The 15052-nt window shown below is 45.6% G+C and carries 13 protein-coding genes and 14 tRNA genes; 2 read left to right on the top strand and 25 right to left on the bottom strand.

Annotated features, from left to right (window positions below; translation table 11 throughout):
- Positions 1-203 precede the first annotated feature (203 nt).
- The 10 genes from zwf to OM416_RS28900 form a co-directional block, all read right to left on the bottom strand.
- A complete protein-coding gene (gene zwf / locus OM416_RS28855; RefSeq protein WP_264935275.1) occupies positions 204-1754 on the bottom strand; it encodes a glucose-6-phosphate dehydrogenase in 1551 nt (516 codons plus the stop codon).
- A 215-nt stretch (positions 1755-1969) separates the two neighbouring features.
- Positions 1970-2719 (bottom strand): YwmB family TATA-box binding protein, encoded by a 750-nt coding sequence (locus OM416_RS28860; RefSeq protein ID WP_264935277.1) that lies wholly within the window; start codon positions 2717-2719, stop codon positions 1970-1972.
- Positions 2720-3130: 411 nt separating this feature from the next.
- Positions 3131-3799, bottom strand: a complete 669-nt coding sequence (locus OM416_RS28865; protein ID WP_091020933.1) for a response regulator transcription factor — start codon at positions 3797-3799, stop codon at positions 3131-3133.
- Positions 3741-4856, bottom strand: coding sequence for a sensor histidine kinase (locus OM416_RS28870; protein ID WP_264935281.1), 1116 nt, complete (start codon positions 4854-4856; stop codon positions 3741-3743). The genes OM416_RS28865 and OM416_RS28870 overlap by 59 nt, the downstream gene beginning before the upstream one ends.
- Positions 4857-4887: 31 nt before the next feature.
- On the bottom strand, positions 4888-5535 hold the full coding sequence (gene liaF, locus OM416_RS28875) for a cell wall-active antibiotics response protein LiaF (RefSeq protein ID WP_264935283.1): 648 nt from the start codon (positions 5533-5535) through the stop codon (positions 4888-4890).
- A gap of 151 nt (positions 5536-5686) precedes the next feature.
- Complete coding sequence (locus OM416_RS28880) at positions 5687-6394, bottom strand: PspA/IM30 family protein (protein ID WP_264935285.1); 708 nt, start codon at positions 6392-6394, stop codon at positions 5687-5689.
- Between the two features lies 1 nt (position 6395).
- Positions 6396-6905 carry a PspC domain-containing protein gene (locus OM416_RS28885; RefSeq protein WP_264935287.1) on the bottom strand — a complete coding sequence of 170 codons (510 nt, stop codon included), beginning with the start codon at positions 6903-6905 and terminating at the stop codon, positions 6396-6398.
- A gap of 17 nt (positions 6906-6922) precedes the next feature.
- Positions 6923-7159, bottom strand: coding sequence for a PspC domain-containing protein (locus tag OM416_RS28890; RefSeq protein ID WP_235599592.1), 237 nt, complete (start codon positions 7157-7159; stop codon positions 6923-6925).
- A gap of 4 nt (positions 7160-7163) precedes the next feature.
- Positions 7164-7835, bottom strand: coding sequence for a PspA/IM30 family protein (locus OM416_RS28895; protein WP_062838036.1), 672 nt, complete (start codon positions 7833-7835; stop codon positions 7164-7166).
- 35 nt (positions 7836-7870) lie between these two features.
- Positions 7871-8179 (bottom strand): LiaF transmembrane domain-containing protein, encoded by a 309-nt coding sequence (locus OM416_RS28900; RefSeq protein WP_062838037.1) that lies wholly within the window; start codon positions 8177-8179, stop codon positions 7871-7873.
- Between the two features lie 558 nt (positions 8180-8737).
- On the opposite strand from OM416_RS28900, the gene OM416_RS28905 reads away from it, so the two are divergent.
- Entirely contained in the window at positions 8738-11128 is a 2391-nt protein-coding gene (locus OM416_RS28905) for a helix-turn-helix domain-containing protein (RefSeq protein WP_264935291.1), read from the top strand.
- A 56-nt stretch (positions 11129-11184) separates the two neighbouring features.
- On the opposite strand, the gene OM416_RS28910 is transcribed toward OM416_RS28905, so the two are convergent.
- Both OM416_RS28910 and OM416_RS28915 read right to left on the bottom strand, forming a co-directional pair.
- Positions 11185-11260: transfer RNA gene (locus OM416_RS28910), tRNA-Asn, on the bottom strand.
- A gap of 307 nt (positions 11261-11567) precedes the next feature.
- Complete coding sequence (locus OM416_RS28915; protein WP_264935293.1) at positions 11568-12494, bottom strand: class I SAM-dependent methyltransferase; 927 nt, start codon at positions 12492-12494, stop codon at positions 11568-11570.
- A 231-nt stretch (positions 12495-12725) separates the two neighbouring features.
- Between OM416_RS28915 and OM416_RS28920 the strand changes: the two genes are divergently transcribed.
- On the top strand, positions 12726-13682 hold the full coding sequence (locus tag OM416_RS28920; RefSeq protein WP_264935295.1) for an IS30 family transposase: 957 nt from the start codon (positions 12726-12728) through the stop codon (positions 13680-13682).
- Between the two features lie 64 nt (positions 13683-13746).
- On the opposite strand, the gene OM416_RS28925 is transcribed toward OM416_RS28920, so the two are convergent.
- The 13 genes from OM416_RS28925 to OM416_RS28985 all read right to left on the bottom strand — a co-directional run bounded on the left by OM416_RS28925 (position 13747) and on the right by OM416_RS28985 (position 15043).
- Positions 13747-13825 (bottom strand) — tRNA-Leu (locus tag OM416_RS28925).
- Between the two features lie 6 nt (positions 13826-13831).
- A tRNA-Cys gene (locus OM416_RS28930) sits at positions 13832-13905 on the bottom strand.
- A 6-nt stretch (positions 13906-13911) separates the two neighbouring features.
- Positions 13912-13986 (bottom strand) — tRNA-Gly (locus OM416_RS28935).
- 4 nt (positions 13987-13990) lie between these two features.
- Positions 13991-14065: transfer RNA gene (locus OM416_RS28940), tRNA-Gln, on the bottom strand.
- A gap of 22 nt (positions 14066-14087) precedes the next feature.
- A tRNA-His gene (locus OM416_RS28945) sits at positions 14088-14160 on the bottom strand.
- A 30-nt stretch (positions 14161-14190) separates the two neighbouring features.
- Positions 14191-14264 (bottom strand) — tRNA-Trp (locus OM416_RS28950).
- 6 nt (positions 14265-14270) lie between these two features.
- Positions 14271-14356: transfer RNA gene (locus tag OM416_RS28955), tRNA-Tyr, on the bottom strand.
- Between the two features lie 9 nt (positions 14357-14365).
- Positions 14366-14441 (bottom strand) — tRNA-Thr (locus OM416_RS28960).
- A gap of 20 nt (positions 14442-14461) precedes the next feature.
- Positions 14462-14537 (bottom strand) — tRNA-Phe (locus OM416_RS28965).
- A gap of 95 nt (positions 14538-14632) precedes the next feature.
- A tRNA-Asp gene (locus OM416_RS28970) sits at positions 14633-14710 on the bottom strand.
- Between the two features lie 27 nt (positions 14711-14737).
- A tRNA-Met gene (locus OM416_RS28975) sits at positions 14738-14811 on the bottom strand.
- A 17-nt stretch (positions 14812-14828) separates the two neighbouring features.
- A tRNA-Val gene (locus OM416_RS28980) sits at positions 14829-14904 on the bottom strand.
- A gap of 67 nt (positions 14905-14971) precedes the next feature.
- Positions 14972-15043, bottom strand: a tRNA-Glu gene (locus tag OM416_RS28985).
- Between the last annotated feature and the right edge of the window lie 9 nt (positions 15044-15052).

The raw sequence follows: 15052 nt of genomic DNA on the forward strand, positions 1-15052 counted from the left end.
TTAAGTTGGTCATTTGCGTAACTCTTTATCTCTTGTGTTGAGTATAAGTTATATACTTACTTTTTGTCAATAACTTAATTTAAATATATTTCTCCAGTCGCATTCCCCAATCTTTTCACAGCAAAAGAAGCCCGGAAAGTTCGCTTCATCCGCGTTCTTTCCAAGCCTCTTTAATCATCAATCCATCTTATGAATGAATTACATTAATTGTTGACTTGCCAGATCACACGGTCTTCGTCCTGACCATTCACCGGCCACCAGTGGAATCCATCCTGCTCCAGCAGCTTATCTGTCGCTTCTGGCCCCCAGGTTCCAGCCGGATACGGATTAAGCTCTCCCTGATTCTGTCCCCAGGCTGCTGCAATTCGATCCACAAAAGACCAGGCTGTCGCCACTTCATCCCAACGGGTAAAGTACGTAGAATCCCCTTCTGCTGCATCGTGCAGCAAACGTTCATACGCTTCAGGTGAGTTGATTCCAATCATGCAGCTCTGACAGAAATCCATCGCGAGCGGCTGAATCTCGGAATCTGAGCCTGGTTTCTTGGCATTAATTTTGATATATATGCCTTCCATCGGATTCACCCGAATGACCAGCAGATTCGGTTCCAATTTATACTTTTTTCCAAGGTATACGTTGTTTGGCATCGACTTGAACTCAACTACGATCTCGGTCGTTTTCACCGGAAGACGCTTGCCTGTCCGAATGTAGAATGGCACACCCGCCCAGCGGAAATTATCCACGAATACACGTGCGGCAAAATACGTCTCCGTATTCGAATCCGGGTCAACCTTGTCTTCCTGACGGTAACCGGGAAGCTGCTTGCCTCGGTACTCCCCTTCGGAATACTGTCCTCGCACAACGTTATTGCTTACTTCTTCATCCGAAGTGAATGCCCGCAATGAACGTAATACCTTCACCTTTTCATCCCGAATATCCTCCGGAAATAGGCGACTCGGTGGCTCCATCGCAATCATCGTCAGCATCTGAAGCATATGGTTTTGCCCCATGTCACGCAGTGCGCCAGAGTGATCATAATAACCGCCACGTTCTTCCACGCCTACCGTCTCACCCAGCGTAATCTGAACGTTGGCAATATGTTTGTTGTTCCAGAGCGGTTCGAAAAAAGCATTCCCAAAGCGAATCACTTCGATATTTTGCACCATTTCCTTGCCCAGATAATGGTCAATCCGATAGATTTCCTCTTCACGGAACACTTCACGAATCTGTTCATTCAGATGTTCGGCGGATTGCAGATCATAACCAAATGGTTTTTCAATCACCAATCGGTTCCAGCCCTGACTTTCCAGCATACCGCCGTCCCGCAAACTGTACGAGACACTGCCAAACAACTCCGGTGCCAGCGCCAGATAGAACAACCGATTACCCGGCGTGTTAAACTTCGCTTCCAGATTCTCCGTCTGCGCACGCAGCTCTTTAAACCCTTCCACATTATTGATATCCAGTGCTTTGTATTCAAAATGATCGACAAAAGCGTTCCACTCATCAGGTTCCCCCGCTGGATAGCGGCAGAATTCTTTAATGGATTCATAGATGTCTTCCCGGAATTCTTCTGGGGACCTCGGACGACGAGCTACGCCAATAACCGCAAAGTCTTCGGCAAGCTTGCCTTCGCGGTAAAGACTGTAGATGGCCGGAAACAGCTTCCGGCGGGCCAAATCTCCCGTTGCTCCAAAAATGAAAAATACTGCGCCTGGTGTCTGTACTTCATCTTGCGATTGTTTTTCGACCATGGGCTCCTCTTTCTTCCGGGAAGATAAGCTTCACGCTCTCCCCGAGCTATGTAATGGTGTTATATATGCACGACATACAACCGTCAATTACCAGCAAGTTCCTTCTTGGATGTGATGCCATTTTAGCATATCAACTGAACGGATGCACTATTTCACACTCATTTTTCTGATAAAGATTCTCAACATTCCGTCCATATTCTTAGAAAATCCATCCCTCAATACTCAATAGTTATAACGGGGAAACCTACCGTGATTCGATTGTTCCCTTGTTCACCAACCTGGTGAACTGCGAGCTGCATATTCAACATGTGCGAGCCACTCTTAATCGACAATGGCAGGTCAGATGCCTCATAAGAAACACTAGCACTGGCTACATCTATATAAAGTTCAACGGAGGCAAGATCCACATTTTTGGACAGGTCTTTCTCGATGAGTGCTAACTGCTGACTCGCATCAAATCCAGTAGCATTAGCTGCCATACCTTGTACAGACATATTCCAACTTGCCTTCATCCCTGAGTCTACAAGCAGCTGATCGACCTGTTCATGTAATGTCATTAATGTATTCCGATCCGTGTGTGCATCCCCTGAAATTTGTACGATGGCATAGTAACCATTGTCACCTGTATCGACGACATTGACCAACAAGCCTACACCTCCATTAGCCATGTCGACAACCACTTCACTGCGGTACACATCATGACCTGCCTGGCGTACCCGTACCGGTTGTTCCAGCCCTAAGTGACCAGCCAGTAACACGGCCTGCGCTTGTGCATCTCCCTTGCCTTCTCCTTGCCATTTAATCACCATACGATCCACATTATCAATCACGCTGTCAGCAGTGTCGATTAACTGTTCCAGTTGAGCTGCTTTCGATTCGTTCTTCTCTGCGTATACCTGTGTCACACCAATAAGAATTATGATAGCTATTGCCAAGATACCTGCTGTCATCCAACGATTTAACATTTGAATCCCCCGCTTCTTTCTTGCATTCTATGAATCTATCAACAGCATGCCCCTTTCGCATATTTGCTATACTTCTTCTAAACACAGCAAAAAAAGCCCCACCCACCACTTGCATGGCAGATCAGAGCTTTCCATTCATACTTATAGAGGTTGTTCAAAAAGTCCGCTTTTGATTACGAAGGGTGCCTAGCGGCATCCTCAACATCGAATATGGAATTCAGCCGAAATGTCCGTTGCTCACGTAGCTCGATCTACGCTCCGCTACTCCATTTCTAGCTTTATCCCATCTTCTTGGTACTGAAAACCGACCTTTTTGAACATGCACTTATATATAAATCATCTCTTATCTATAACTTCCGCACATGAAAGCACGGTTCTTTGGCTTGATTATGATATTGCATATGATTCTTCTTACTCTGCGAGTCCGTTTTTATAAGCATAGATCGCGGCCTGTGTTCGGTCGTCTACACCCAATTTTGCGAGTAAGTTTGTAACATGAAACTTGACTGTCTTGATACCAATGATCAGATCATCAGCAATGTCCTGATTCGATTTGCCTTTAGCCAGCAATCGGAGTACATCCATTTCCCGATCCGTCAATTCATCATGCAAAGGAGCTGCTGCCTGTGGCTGCCGGAATCGATTCATCATTTTGGAAGCCACCTGTGACTCCAGAACGGATTGTCCGCGAGCGGCTGCGCGAATTGCATCTGCCACTTCATTGGCTCTTGATGTTTTTAACAGATAACTGAATGCGCCAGCTTCAATGACAGGGTACATTTTTTCATCATCCAGATAACTGGTCAATACGATGACTTTGCACTCCGGATACATTTTGAGTACCTGACGAGTAGCCTCAATGCCATCCATGCCTTCCATGACCAAGTCCATCAGAACCACATCAGGCTTATATTCCTGTGCAAGCCGAATGCCTTCCTCTCCACTACCTGCTTCACCAACAACTTCAATTCCATCTTCGGTATCCAGTACTGCAGCTAGACCAATACGTACCATCTCATGATCATCCACGAGCAATACTTTGATCGACGTTTCCGTCTCCGTTTCGACTTCCGGTTCCATTGACATGTTCTTCCTCGCTTTCATCGCTCATCAAAGGTATCGTAATCTCAATCCGCGTCCCCTTACCTGGCGCTGTTACAAATTGTATGGCCCCGCCAATCTCTGTAACACGTTCACGCATGTTAGCCAGACCGTAGGAAGCCTGTTTATTCTCATCCAGATCGAAGCCTTGCCCATCATCACGAATCAGTACCCGAATCGCATCTGTACGGCGCTGGAGCCGTATCTCCATTTTCTCAGCTTTCGCATGCCGTAACGTATTAGACATAGCCTCCTGAACGATCCGGAACAGATGATTCTCGATGCCTTTGATCAGGTCAATGTCTTCGTCTATTTCGAGTACAATGTCCATGGGTACTTTCGTTTTCAGTTCCATCACCAGATCACGCAGACCTTGTTCGAGATGTTTACCCTCCAGATAGACTGGCCGCAGATGTAACAGTAACGCACGCATCTCGGACTGTGCTACCGAGGCCATTTCCTCAATTAGAGCCACCTGCCGCTGAGCACGTTCAAAATCCTTCTCCATCTTCCGTCCAACGGCCGTTGCTGTCATGGATATCGCAAACAATTGCTGGGATACCGCATCATGCAGTTCTCGTGCCAGCCTCTGCCGCTCTTCCACAATAGCCGTAATTCTGGCTTGTTCGGCAAGCTGTGCATTATGGGTAGACAATCGCTGGAGCGAGGATACCTGATCTTCCCACTTTTTGCCGATTCGTCCGAGTTGCTCACTCAAGCGACCAACATCATCTACACCCAGATCAGGTACAGTACGTGACAGAGAACCCTTCTCCCACTGCAGGAGCGTTTCCCGCAGCAGTTCAAGCCTGCGCTTGACCCGGTAACTCTGATAGAACCCAAAGACCGCACCAATCCCAGTCAGGAGCAGCAATAGAGCCAGACCCGATTGAATCAGATGCCGCCAGCCAGCAAACGGAGCAAGATAACCATATGTATACAATACATACAAAATAACAGCGAGCACAATGAAAACCAGGAGGATCCCTTCACCCATACTTCGGGTTACCATATCGGTATGTCGTTTTGTCTTCATCGGGGTCTCCTCCTTCTCTTCATCTATTTTACTACGGATTACTGATGCTTAGGTCGCCAACAATATAAGAAATGACAAATTTTGCTTTATGTTCACTGGACTCATATCCAGGAGTTCTCCATACTAATTTGTTCATCATGCCGCTATCTTGTTCTCCAAGAAGATTAATCCGGCCGAAAAGAACCGATGCTTCAATCTCCACACCATAATCCTCCGGTAGTGTCAGGCGAACATTCCCCATAACCCCTTGCAGCAGCACAATCGTTTGTTTCTCCTCAGGGATCGAGAGCGACAGATCTGCGTTAACCTCACCCATGGCATGCCACAGGCTCATACTGCGTAACGTCCAGGATGATTGATCCCAGTAGTACCGAGCCATGAAATTCTGTTTCTTCATGACGCCTTCGTCCAGATGAATCTTTTTGTTTTTAGAATAAAAGTAAGCTAAAGAAGCCAGTACAATCAAGAATACAATCATCAAATTATCCAGCAATAACAGTGCCGCACCAATGCCAAGATATCGATAACCTTTGCGAGTATCCCCATTGCGGACTTGAAGCATTCCAACCGTTAACAGAATCAGTGCGGCAGCGGTCAGCAAGTTAATATTCTGATTCAATAACATCATTGCACCAATGAAAATAATAACAACTGCAAGCCACTTACTCTTTTTATTCATCCCCGCCGCACCTCCTCTGTAAGTTAATCTTCTCTTTAATCAACGGAAAAGCCATACCAGGCAATAAAGTCCTGTATGGCTTAACTTTTGTTCTACTAACCGTACATTATACACGATTTATAGAATATCATATTGTCCACCGAGCGAACAGTTATTCTTTTGAAGTTCCGCTCGCTTCATTCTTGGAACCACTGCCCATTTTGTTTTTGAGGGCTTGCAACTGCTGGTCTACTTTGAATTGCTTTTCCACATCTACAGGATTCGTGTACGTGGATGATGTGTTGCGATAAGGTGCACGAGCTACGTCAGCTTCAGCTTCCAGTTGCATGATTTTCTCTTCCATGCGGTGGAATCCTAATGATGCGCCGCCACTTTCGATCGAATGCAAGCTGTTGATGGAAGACATTTGTTTTTTGGCTTTTGCCATTTGTGCACGGGATACGAGTTCATTACGTTTGTTACGCATTTTGTAGAACTCATCTTTCATGTCATGCAACTGTTGCAACAGATCTTTCGCTTGTGCTTCAGACTGTGCATGCAATTCGCTGTACTCCGTAATTTTTTGATCAAAGTAGATTTTCTCTTCCAGCAATTTGCGTGCCACTTCTTCCTGACCGTTGGCCAGAGCAGCTTCTGCTTGGGATTCACGTTGTACCGAAGTACGCTCCGCTTCATCCAGACGTTGTTTCATGCGGCGCTCATTCGCCATTTGTTTGGCAACAGTTACCTCTGCCTCATGAATCTCAGCCTCCATATCACGCAAGTACTGGTTCAACATTACAATCGGGTCCTCTACTTTATCCAACATATCATTTACCGATGCTTTCGTCATATCCTTAATCCGTTTAAATACTCCCATTTTACTTTTCTCCCTTCTCGTAACGAGATAATTTTTGGCGAAGCTCTTCAACTTCTTTTTTCAGTGCTTTTTTCTCAATATCTTTCATCATGGAATCAAGTTCACTTTCTTGCGGTGCTCCTGCTCCGTAGGCATTGTTGTCATAAGAACGCGGACCAGATTGAGGTCTGCCGTTGAATCCAGGGCCGGGACCGAAGTTACCAGGACCTTGTTGGTTGTGATTATTTTGAAAAGGACCTCTTGGTGGCTGGTGATCATAGTTGTTGTATCCTCTGCCAGGACCAGGACCTGGGCCCGGACCGTAGCCATATGGATCATATGGCGGATACGGTTCTTTTGGTACCACCAGTGCTGCAATGAAGTATATTAACAACGACGTGCCGCCAGTTACGAAGATACTGATGACGAAGATGATACGCAGCAGGGTGGAATCCATTCCGATGGTTTCGGAAATTCCGCCGCACAAGCCGGTTAACATCCGGTCACGCGTTGAGCGGTATAATTTGCTCATGTGCTTTCTCCTTTCGTTTACTTGTATCCTCTTACGTTGGAATCATAAGCATATGGATCAACGTGATTGGATTCCTTGGGTACCACCAACGCAGCGATGAAGTAGATCAACAATGATGTACCTCCCGTAGCGAAAATACTGATGAAGAAGATGATACGTAGCAGCGTGGTACTCAATCCGAGATTTTCAGAAATGCCGCCGATCAAACCTGTTAGCCTTCGATTACGCGCCGAGCGGTATAATTTATTCATCATGTGACTACTCCTTTCTGTCATTGTTCAATTTCTGTCTTAAGCGCTCCAGCTCCTTATCCAGCGTGGAGGATGACATGCTGCCAGTCACTCCTGAACCATCTTGGCCCATCCGCCGGATATCCCGGAGACTTTGTGCTTCATATTCGAGATCAGAGACTTGGTCATCCAGTCGGTTAAACATACGCGGTACATTCTGACCGTTGTGATTGCCTCTCTGGTTCATACGTTGTTGTAACTGAATCGTCTGCATACGAGCGTAGTAATATTGGCGTTTGCTGTATACATTCTGATATTCAACCTTCAGCTGGTCGATCTGTTCATCCAGCTCCTGTAATGCCGCATAACTTTGTGCATACAATTCATTGTACTGTTCCATTTTTTCCTCGTGGAGGATTTTCTCCTGCAAGGCCAGCTTAGCGAGATGCTCTTCCCCTGCTTTCAGAGCCATGGAAGCCTGTTCTTCCCGTTTGTTCACCATACCTGCTGCCTGATCGGCTTGTTGTTTCATTTGTCTGGTATGGCTTGCATATTGATGACGAAGCTTCTCGGCTTCACCGATGTCTTGGCGGGTCGAGACCAGGAACTGATCAATCAGTTTAACTGGATCCTGACTTTGCTCCAAATGTTCGTTCAGATTGGCTACGGTAATATCCCGCATTCGACGAAATACACTCATTATGTTCTGTCCCTCCTTTTCATAATCGTGAAAGCTTAGTAACGACCACGACGACTGCGGTTATTGTTTAGCATTGAGATACCAAAGATGATTAACCCGATCGCGATGATCGGTCCGATCAACCATGCCAGCTTACCCATCAGTGAGATGATACCGATGATGAGAACAATCCAGCCAAGCATCACATTCCCTCGTTTAACTCCGTAGTATCCAAGTGCAATCATCAGGACCGGAATCAGATAACCCATTAAGTGTCCAAGAAGAGGAGTTAACTTTCCGAAGAGGAGTAGTGCACCCAGCGCAATCAATACAATCGCCCAGCCATTTCCCTTATTCAATCTCATAATTGTTGTTCACCGCCCTTTCCATACGTTCGTTTTAATGTGTTGAGTCATTTGTACGTTTATTTCTTGTTTTTTGTTTCCGTGTTTCTTGTTTAACCTTATGTCCTTATTCTAGGGGATTCCACGACTTTTCAAAACAGACCGTGGACGGTTTTTCATCCTAGACTCAGGTCGGGGATCTAGTTGGACCTTTGACTGTCCCTATATAAGACCATCGTTCCCTCTAAGCTGAATAGCACTCCGGATACCTTCTATTACCCTTATTCAGGCTCCGCTTCACCCGATATGGCACGTTAGAGAGAATGAGGTTCATGTCTCTATTTACGTTCACTCTTCACTTTCGTTTCTCATGATTCCGTTTAGGATAATCAATCGAAGCCGCATTCCAGCTTTTCATAACAAAAGCATTACATATCGATAATCCAGTTCCACCCTCTTTTACCTCAACATAAAATTACTTTTTTATCCAAATAAACAAAATTTAGATTGTTCTATATGTAAGCGTTTACTAAAATAGAAAGTGTTACTATTTCTAATGTCAGGAGTGGAACTGAAACTGTGCGACCCATCAGCTATCTCCATAAAATGATTATCTTCGGGATCCTGTTAAGCACTCTCCCCATTTTGTTAACAGGAATTGCTGCATTTATCTATTCGTCGAACCAAACTGAACTGCATCGTACACAAGCCAACAGGCAGTTGCTGGAACAAATGCAATCCAACGTAGAACACAAACTCGCTACTGTCAGTTATATGCTTGATCAGGCCATTCGATCTCCAGTAACCCTTCGTTCCTTGTCTGCTTCTTCTTCACGTCAAGGAAAAGGACCATTACTTGCCGATAAGCTGCAAAGCGAGTTTCAGAATATGAGGTCGTGGGAACCTTTGCTGGATATCACGTTGGTGAATCAATCTCAGAATTGGCTTATTGACCATGCCGGATTATATCGTAATACAGATTTCCCACTGGCTCTTCCCATGAAGGATTTGATATCAGATACGTTAACCTCTGGATGGCAACTCTCCCCATCATCGGTGTTCAGTAATGATGAGCGTTCACCCGGTACAGGCTGTATTTATCATATTGCCCTTGCGAGATCTATTCCGAATCTGAATACGTCTTCCGATGCTGCCCTGATTGCGGGAATTCCTGCATGCTCTTTGCAAAATACACTAGGAGAAGCCTCCATAGGCAATGCTGCCTCTGGACTGATCATTTTGAATCGGGAACAACGTATCTTGGTGCATCCCGATCCCGTATATATTGGACAACCATTGTCTGCCATTGGATTACAGGATCGGGATACAGAAGCCAACATAACCAAACTATCACCCATTACATTTTCAACAGGTTTTGAAAAACGAGAAGTTAAGATCGCCGATACACATTATTCCCTGACGTACAGCCCTTCTACCTTAAAAGGATGGACTTATGTTTTAATCTCACCTACCAACATTCTGACACAGGAATATATCGATATCGGATTACACACCTTGTATATCAGTATCTTGTTGCTTTTGCTTTCATTACTGCTCGCATGGTTCGGCTCCAAACGAATGCATATTCCGATCCGTACACTTTTAACCCAACTTGGTGACAACCGCCTGTCCAAAGAGGGGAGTACTCTCGCTCAGCAATCACCACAGCTACATGATGAATTCGAACAGATTAGAGCAAGTGTCTCACAATTATCTGCCTCTCGCTCTCAACTGGAGAACACGCTAAATATGCATCTGTTGCAGATTCGCACTCATTTTATGATGAATCTGTTCCAGGGAAAGAGCCCTTTTCATACTCTTCCTGATACTCTGAATGAATACGGCTATACGCGTCAGGTCAATGAATGGCAACAAATTGCTGTTATTACAATTCAGGCCGATCTCGTTAATCATACAAAGTATACTGCTAATGATCGTGACCTTTTGTTGTTCGCTATTCAAAATATATTGGAGGAGACGGTTGTGCATAACCAACAACTGCTTCCGGTTGTGTTGGAACATACAGTAGTCACGGTGTTTGGCACCGTTGAACAGGATCATTTTGTTTTTTCACAGCAGCTATATGTATTAACAGATCAGTTACAACAACAGATTGATAAGATTCTAACTCTTCAGGTCAGTATAGGCTTCAGCCAGCCGCACAACTCCCTATATCAGATCCCCCAGGCTTACACAGAAGCCATGGAAGCATTGAAGCATCGGATGAAGTTGGGGACAGGCATCATCTTTCAATATGAGAACATCGATCATTGCGCTCCCGCTTGGTCCATGACCTACCCGGAATCTTTGGAATATTCGTTGATCCAAGCTATTCAAAGTGCGGAGGAAGTTCAGGCCTCTGCTCTTCTGCAACAACTGCTCGAAGTGATCTTTGGTATGGAGTGTACACCAGAGGAATATCAGGTAGCCCTCACGAGGCTGCTGACGCATATTTTGCAAATGACTCAGGAATCCGGAATACGACTCGGACAGATCTCCCAAGGCCATGGATCAATGTTTCATGAACTTCATGGTTTGCAGTACGCGGCTGAAGTTGAGGATTGGTTTAACCATCAAGTCATCTTGCCTATCATCCGGGTTTTTAAAGCGAGACAGTATGCCCAGTATCAACATATATCTGAGAAAATGATTGCCATGATTCATCAAGATTATGATAAGGATCTGACGCTTGAAGAATGTGCTATGAAGCTTCACTACAATGCCAACTACTTAAGCAGTGTTTTTCGCAAAGAGACAGGCTGTGCATTTAGTGAATACCTGACCAAGTACCGTTTCAACATCGCTAAAAAATGGCTGGACGAAAGTGATCTGACGGTAAAAGATATCGCAGCACGACTTCGGTACAACAATCCGCAAAATTTCATCCGATCATTTCGTAAATGGGAAGGAATCACCCCAGGCCAGTACCGGGAACGTAAGCAGAAAACAGAAGTATCCAATAGGAAGTAGAAAAGGAGCACGATTGTAAGTCGTACTCCTTCGGCCAGCTCGGATACCTCTCCATATGGCTCCCCGAACAAGACTCGGACCTGTGACAACTCGATTAACCGTCGAGTGCTCTACCAACTGAAATATCAGGGAATATGCTTAAGAGATCATTCTCTGAAAACTAGGTATGTGTTTGTTTTCCGTTATCTCGAACATCTCTAAATAAACGAGGGTTTGGTTCAAAGTGGTCGATGAATTAGTGTCTTCAAAAAAGAGGGAGCACATAACCTGCTCCCCCTTCACTTACAACTTCACTTCTGCAATCCTAACTTCATATGTTTCACATGTGTTTCTTTTTGCGCGGGGGTATGATGCTAGCTTGTGCCATCTCAGACATAAGGCTACGTTGTCCCCTCGTTTCCTGATCATCCATAGAACAAGAGTAACAAGCTTATACGATTTATCGCTTATCTTTGGTGAGGACTGTTTTCATATTCGGCTGTTCCAGTTGAATCAGAATTTTACCAAACCTTGCTCCGCGTGAGAAGGTCACCGTACTCTCCTTGTATGTATCCCGGATGTACTTCTCAGCCAGTCTGAGGGAAGCTTCATCTGTTGGTAGCTCATACGTATTAAGCCACTCTGGCAGCTTCTCAATAATCTCTTCCATTGGTACTTCAAATGAGTTAACTTCTCTCGTAATGATCATGGTGTATGAATAACCCTTCAAATACAGCAACTGTTGAATATATCCCATATCACCAGCCTTATATGAAGAAGTTACACCCAGTACATCCTTAAGTTCATCCATTAATGTGTGTTCCTTTTGTCCCGCCATAGTGCTTATATACACATACTTACGAGCACAGTTGATCGCCATCTCAATCGTTTCCCAATCCGACATCGCCGGACACATGGATGCAAATGCAAAGTCATATTTCTTCTCCCAGCCTTTATCCTGAATAGAGATTTCCTCATATCGTTCATTTACGATTTCGATATTGGATTCCAGAGCTGAAGGTATGGTTTCTTTCATAAGGGAGACAAGTAACTCAGAAGGCTCAACTGCGGTTACACTTGCCCCCTTTTCTGCAAAAGGAATAGTGAATATGCCTGAAGCGGCTCCAATGTCCAAAATGGATAAACCCGCGAACTCAACCCCCTGGTTCTCAATCCAGCCCATAATACGCTCAGAACGCTGCTTTCCTTCTTCAGTGAACGACTGTGCATGATAATCTCTGGCCCACCGCTCAAATGCTTCTTCTGTATTAAATGGTGCGCTTTTTTTCTTATATTTTGAACTTCTCGGACGATTCTTCCATGCCTCTTCCCACACAGAAAGGTTAAATAACAGATCGGTATCCGATAGATTTTTTTCATTAGTCACTCTGCTTCACTCCTCTATATTAAAGACTTTACTTATCTACAATATACTTATTGTAAACATACGTCAATCTTTTATTAAGTACAGCTTTCCTTACTATTCAAAATCATTTCTTATAAGACGAATTGTAATATGAAGTGCGACACCTACTGGAAATAAATAAAAAATGGCCCATGGCCGGATTCGTGTAGAATGAAGTCACCACAACACCATTCACACAAGGAGAATCCAACCATGAGCTACAGACATCTTAGCATAATTGAACGTAGCAAGCTAGAAGTCCTCCACAGACAAGGTAGAAGCTCAAGAGCCATTGCGAAAGAACTGGGTAGGCATCCATCGACGATTTGTCGTGAGTTAGATCGGGTGACTTCATCACATCCGTATCAGGCAGAACAAGCTCAGCATGCTTATGAGGAGCGTCGTAAGGCTTCGGTCTCTCCAGGGAGTTGGTCCGATGCCTTGGCTGCTTCACTGGAGGAAAAATTGGAGGCAACGTGGTCTCCGGAACAAATCACCGAACGTTTCCGTATCGAAGGGCGGCATGCAGTCTCTTTCAAAACCATCTATCGCTGGATCTATTCAGGGCGCCTGGTTCGAGGCATATTACAGGTTCTTCGGCATAAGGGGAAGCGTCAGAAACCCGCAGAAACGCGCGGCAAATTCGCCATTGGAAGGACGATTTCAGATCGCCCAAAAGAAGTCCGTTCCCGTGAAACATTTGGGCACTGGGAGTTGGATACCGTTGTATCGGGTCGTGGGAGAAGTAAAGGCTGCGTAGCGACGTTGATTGAACGCAAGACACGTCTATATAACGCTGTTCTCATGCCTGATCGCACCGCTTTGTCGATGGAGATTGCGCTCGGTGTAGCGATCTCACAGTATCCCACGGGAACCTTCCTCACAGCCACGGCTGACCGAGGCAAGGAATTTGCATGCTACGCCCATCTGGAAGCCACCCATAACCTACACGTTTATTTTGCCGATCCGTATTCATCCTGGCAACGCGGTTCCAACGAGAATGCGAATGGATTACTTCGAGAGTTTTTCCCTAAAGGTACCGATCTCGCGAGGGTATATGATGATGATCTCGCTCATTCACTCGACCTAATAAATCACAGACCACGAAAATGCTTGGGTTGGAAGACCGCTCACGAATCTTTCGCAGAAGAACTGTCGCACTTGGTTTGACAATCCGTCATAAAATAAAAATAGCCCTACAGATTGCTTATGCAATCTGTAGGGCTATTCAATATACCGGCGAGAGGACTCGAACCTCCACGGTTTCCCACTCGATTTTGAGTCGAGCGCGTCTGCCATTCCGCCACGCCGGCATATACTGGAGGCGCCACCCAGATTCGAACTGGGGATAAAGCTTTTGCAGAGCTGTGCCTTACCACTTGGCTATGGCGCCATATTTTGGAGCGGACGACGGGAATCGAACCCGCGACCCTCGCCTTGGCAAGGCGATGCTCTACCGCTGAGCCACGTCCGCATAATGGCTGGGGATATAGGATTTGAACCTATGCATGACGGAGTCAAAGTCCGTTGCCTTACCGCTTGGCTAATCCCCAATAAAAAATGAAAAAACAAAGGGGCGATCGAGGGGAATTGAACCCCCGAATGCCGGATCCACAAACCGGTGCGTTAACCACTTCGCCACGACCGCCACAAAAGGTTATGTTTCTAAAAAATTAATTGGCAGGGGCAGCAGGAATTGAACCCACACCAACGGTTTTGGAGACCGTTGTTCTACCTTTAAACTATGCCCCTAAAAACTGGTGGAGGATGATGGATTCGAACCACCGAACCCGTACGGGAGCAGATTTACAGTCTGATGCGTTTGGCCACTTCGCTAATCCTCCAGGATTACATGGTGCCGGCGAGAGGACTTGAACCCCCAACCTACTGATTACAAGTCAGTTGCTCTACCAGTTGAGCTACACCGGCATATTAAATTGTTTTGAAAATGGTGGCTCGGGACGGAATCGAACCGCCGACACGAGGATTTTCAGTCCTCTGCTCTACCGACTGAGCTACCGAGCCATAATAAAGTCTAATCTCATTTCCTTACACTTTATATAGGGCATCAGTGCCATACAGCAGATGTAGTGAACAGTTTGCCTCATGTAAAGATTAAATGGCGGAACCGACGGGATTCGAACCCGCGATCTCCTGCGTGACAGGCAGGCATGTTAGGCCAACTACACCACGGTTCCAAGTCACTTTCTCAAAGGAAAGTATAATTGCGGGGGCAGGATTTGAACCTGCGGCCTTCGGGTTATGAGCCCGACGAGCTACCGGGCTGCTCCACCCCGCGTCGTTATAAAAGTTATATGGTGGAGGCTGAGGGGATCGAACCCCCGACCCTCTGCTTGTAAGGCAGATGCTCTCCCAGCTGAGCTAAGCCTCCGAACAACACATTTATGATCATACCATAATCTTGTTGTAAAAATCAACTTCTTTTTTTGAAGTTATTATGACCCGTAGGGGATTCGAACCCCTGTTACCTCCGTGAAAGGGAGGTGTCTTAACCCCTTGACCAACGGGCCTTAATATTA

This window comes from Paenibacillus sp. LS1, from assembly GCF_026013365.1.
Lineage (GTDB): Bacteria > Bacillota > Bacilli > Paenibacillales > Paenibacillaceae > Paenibacillus.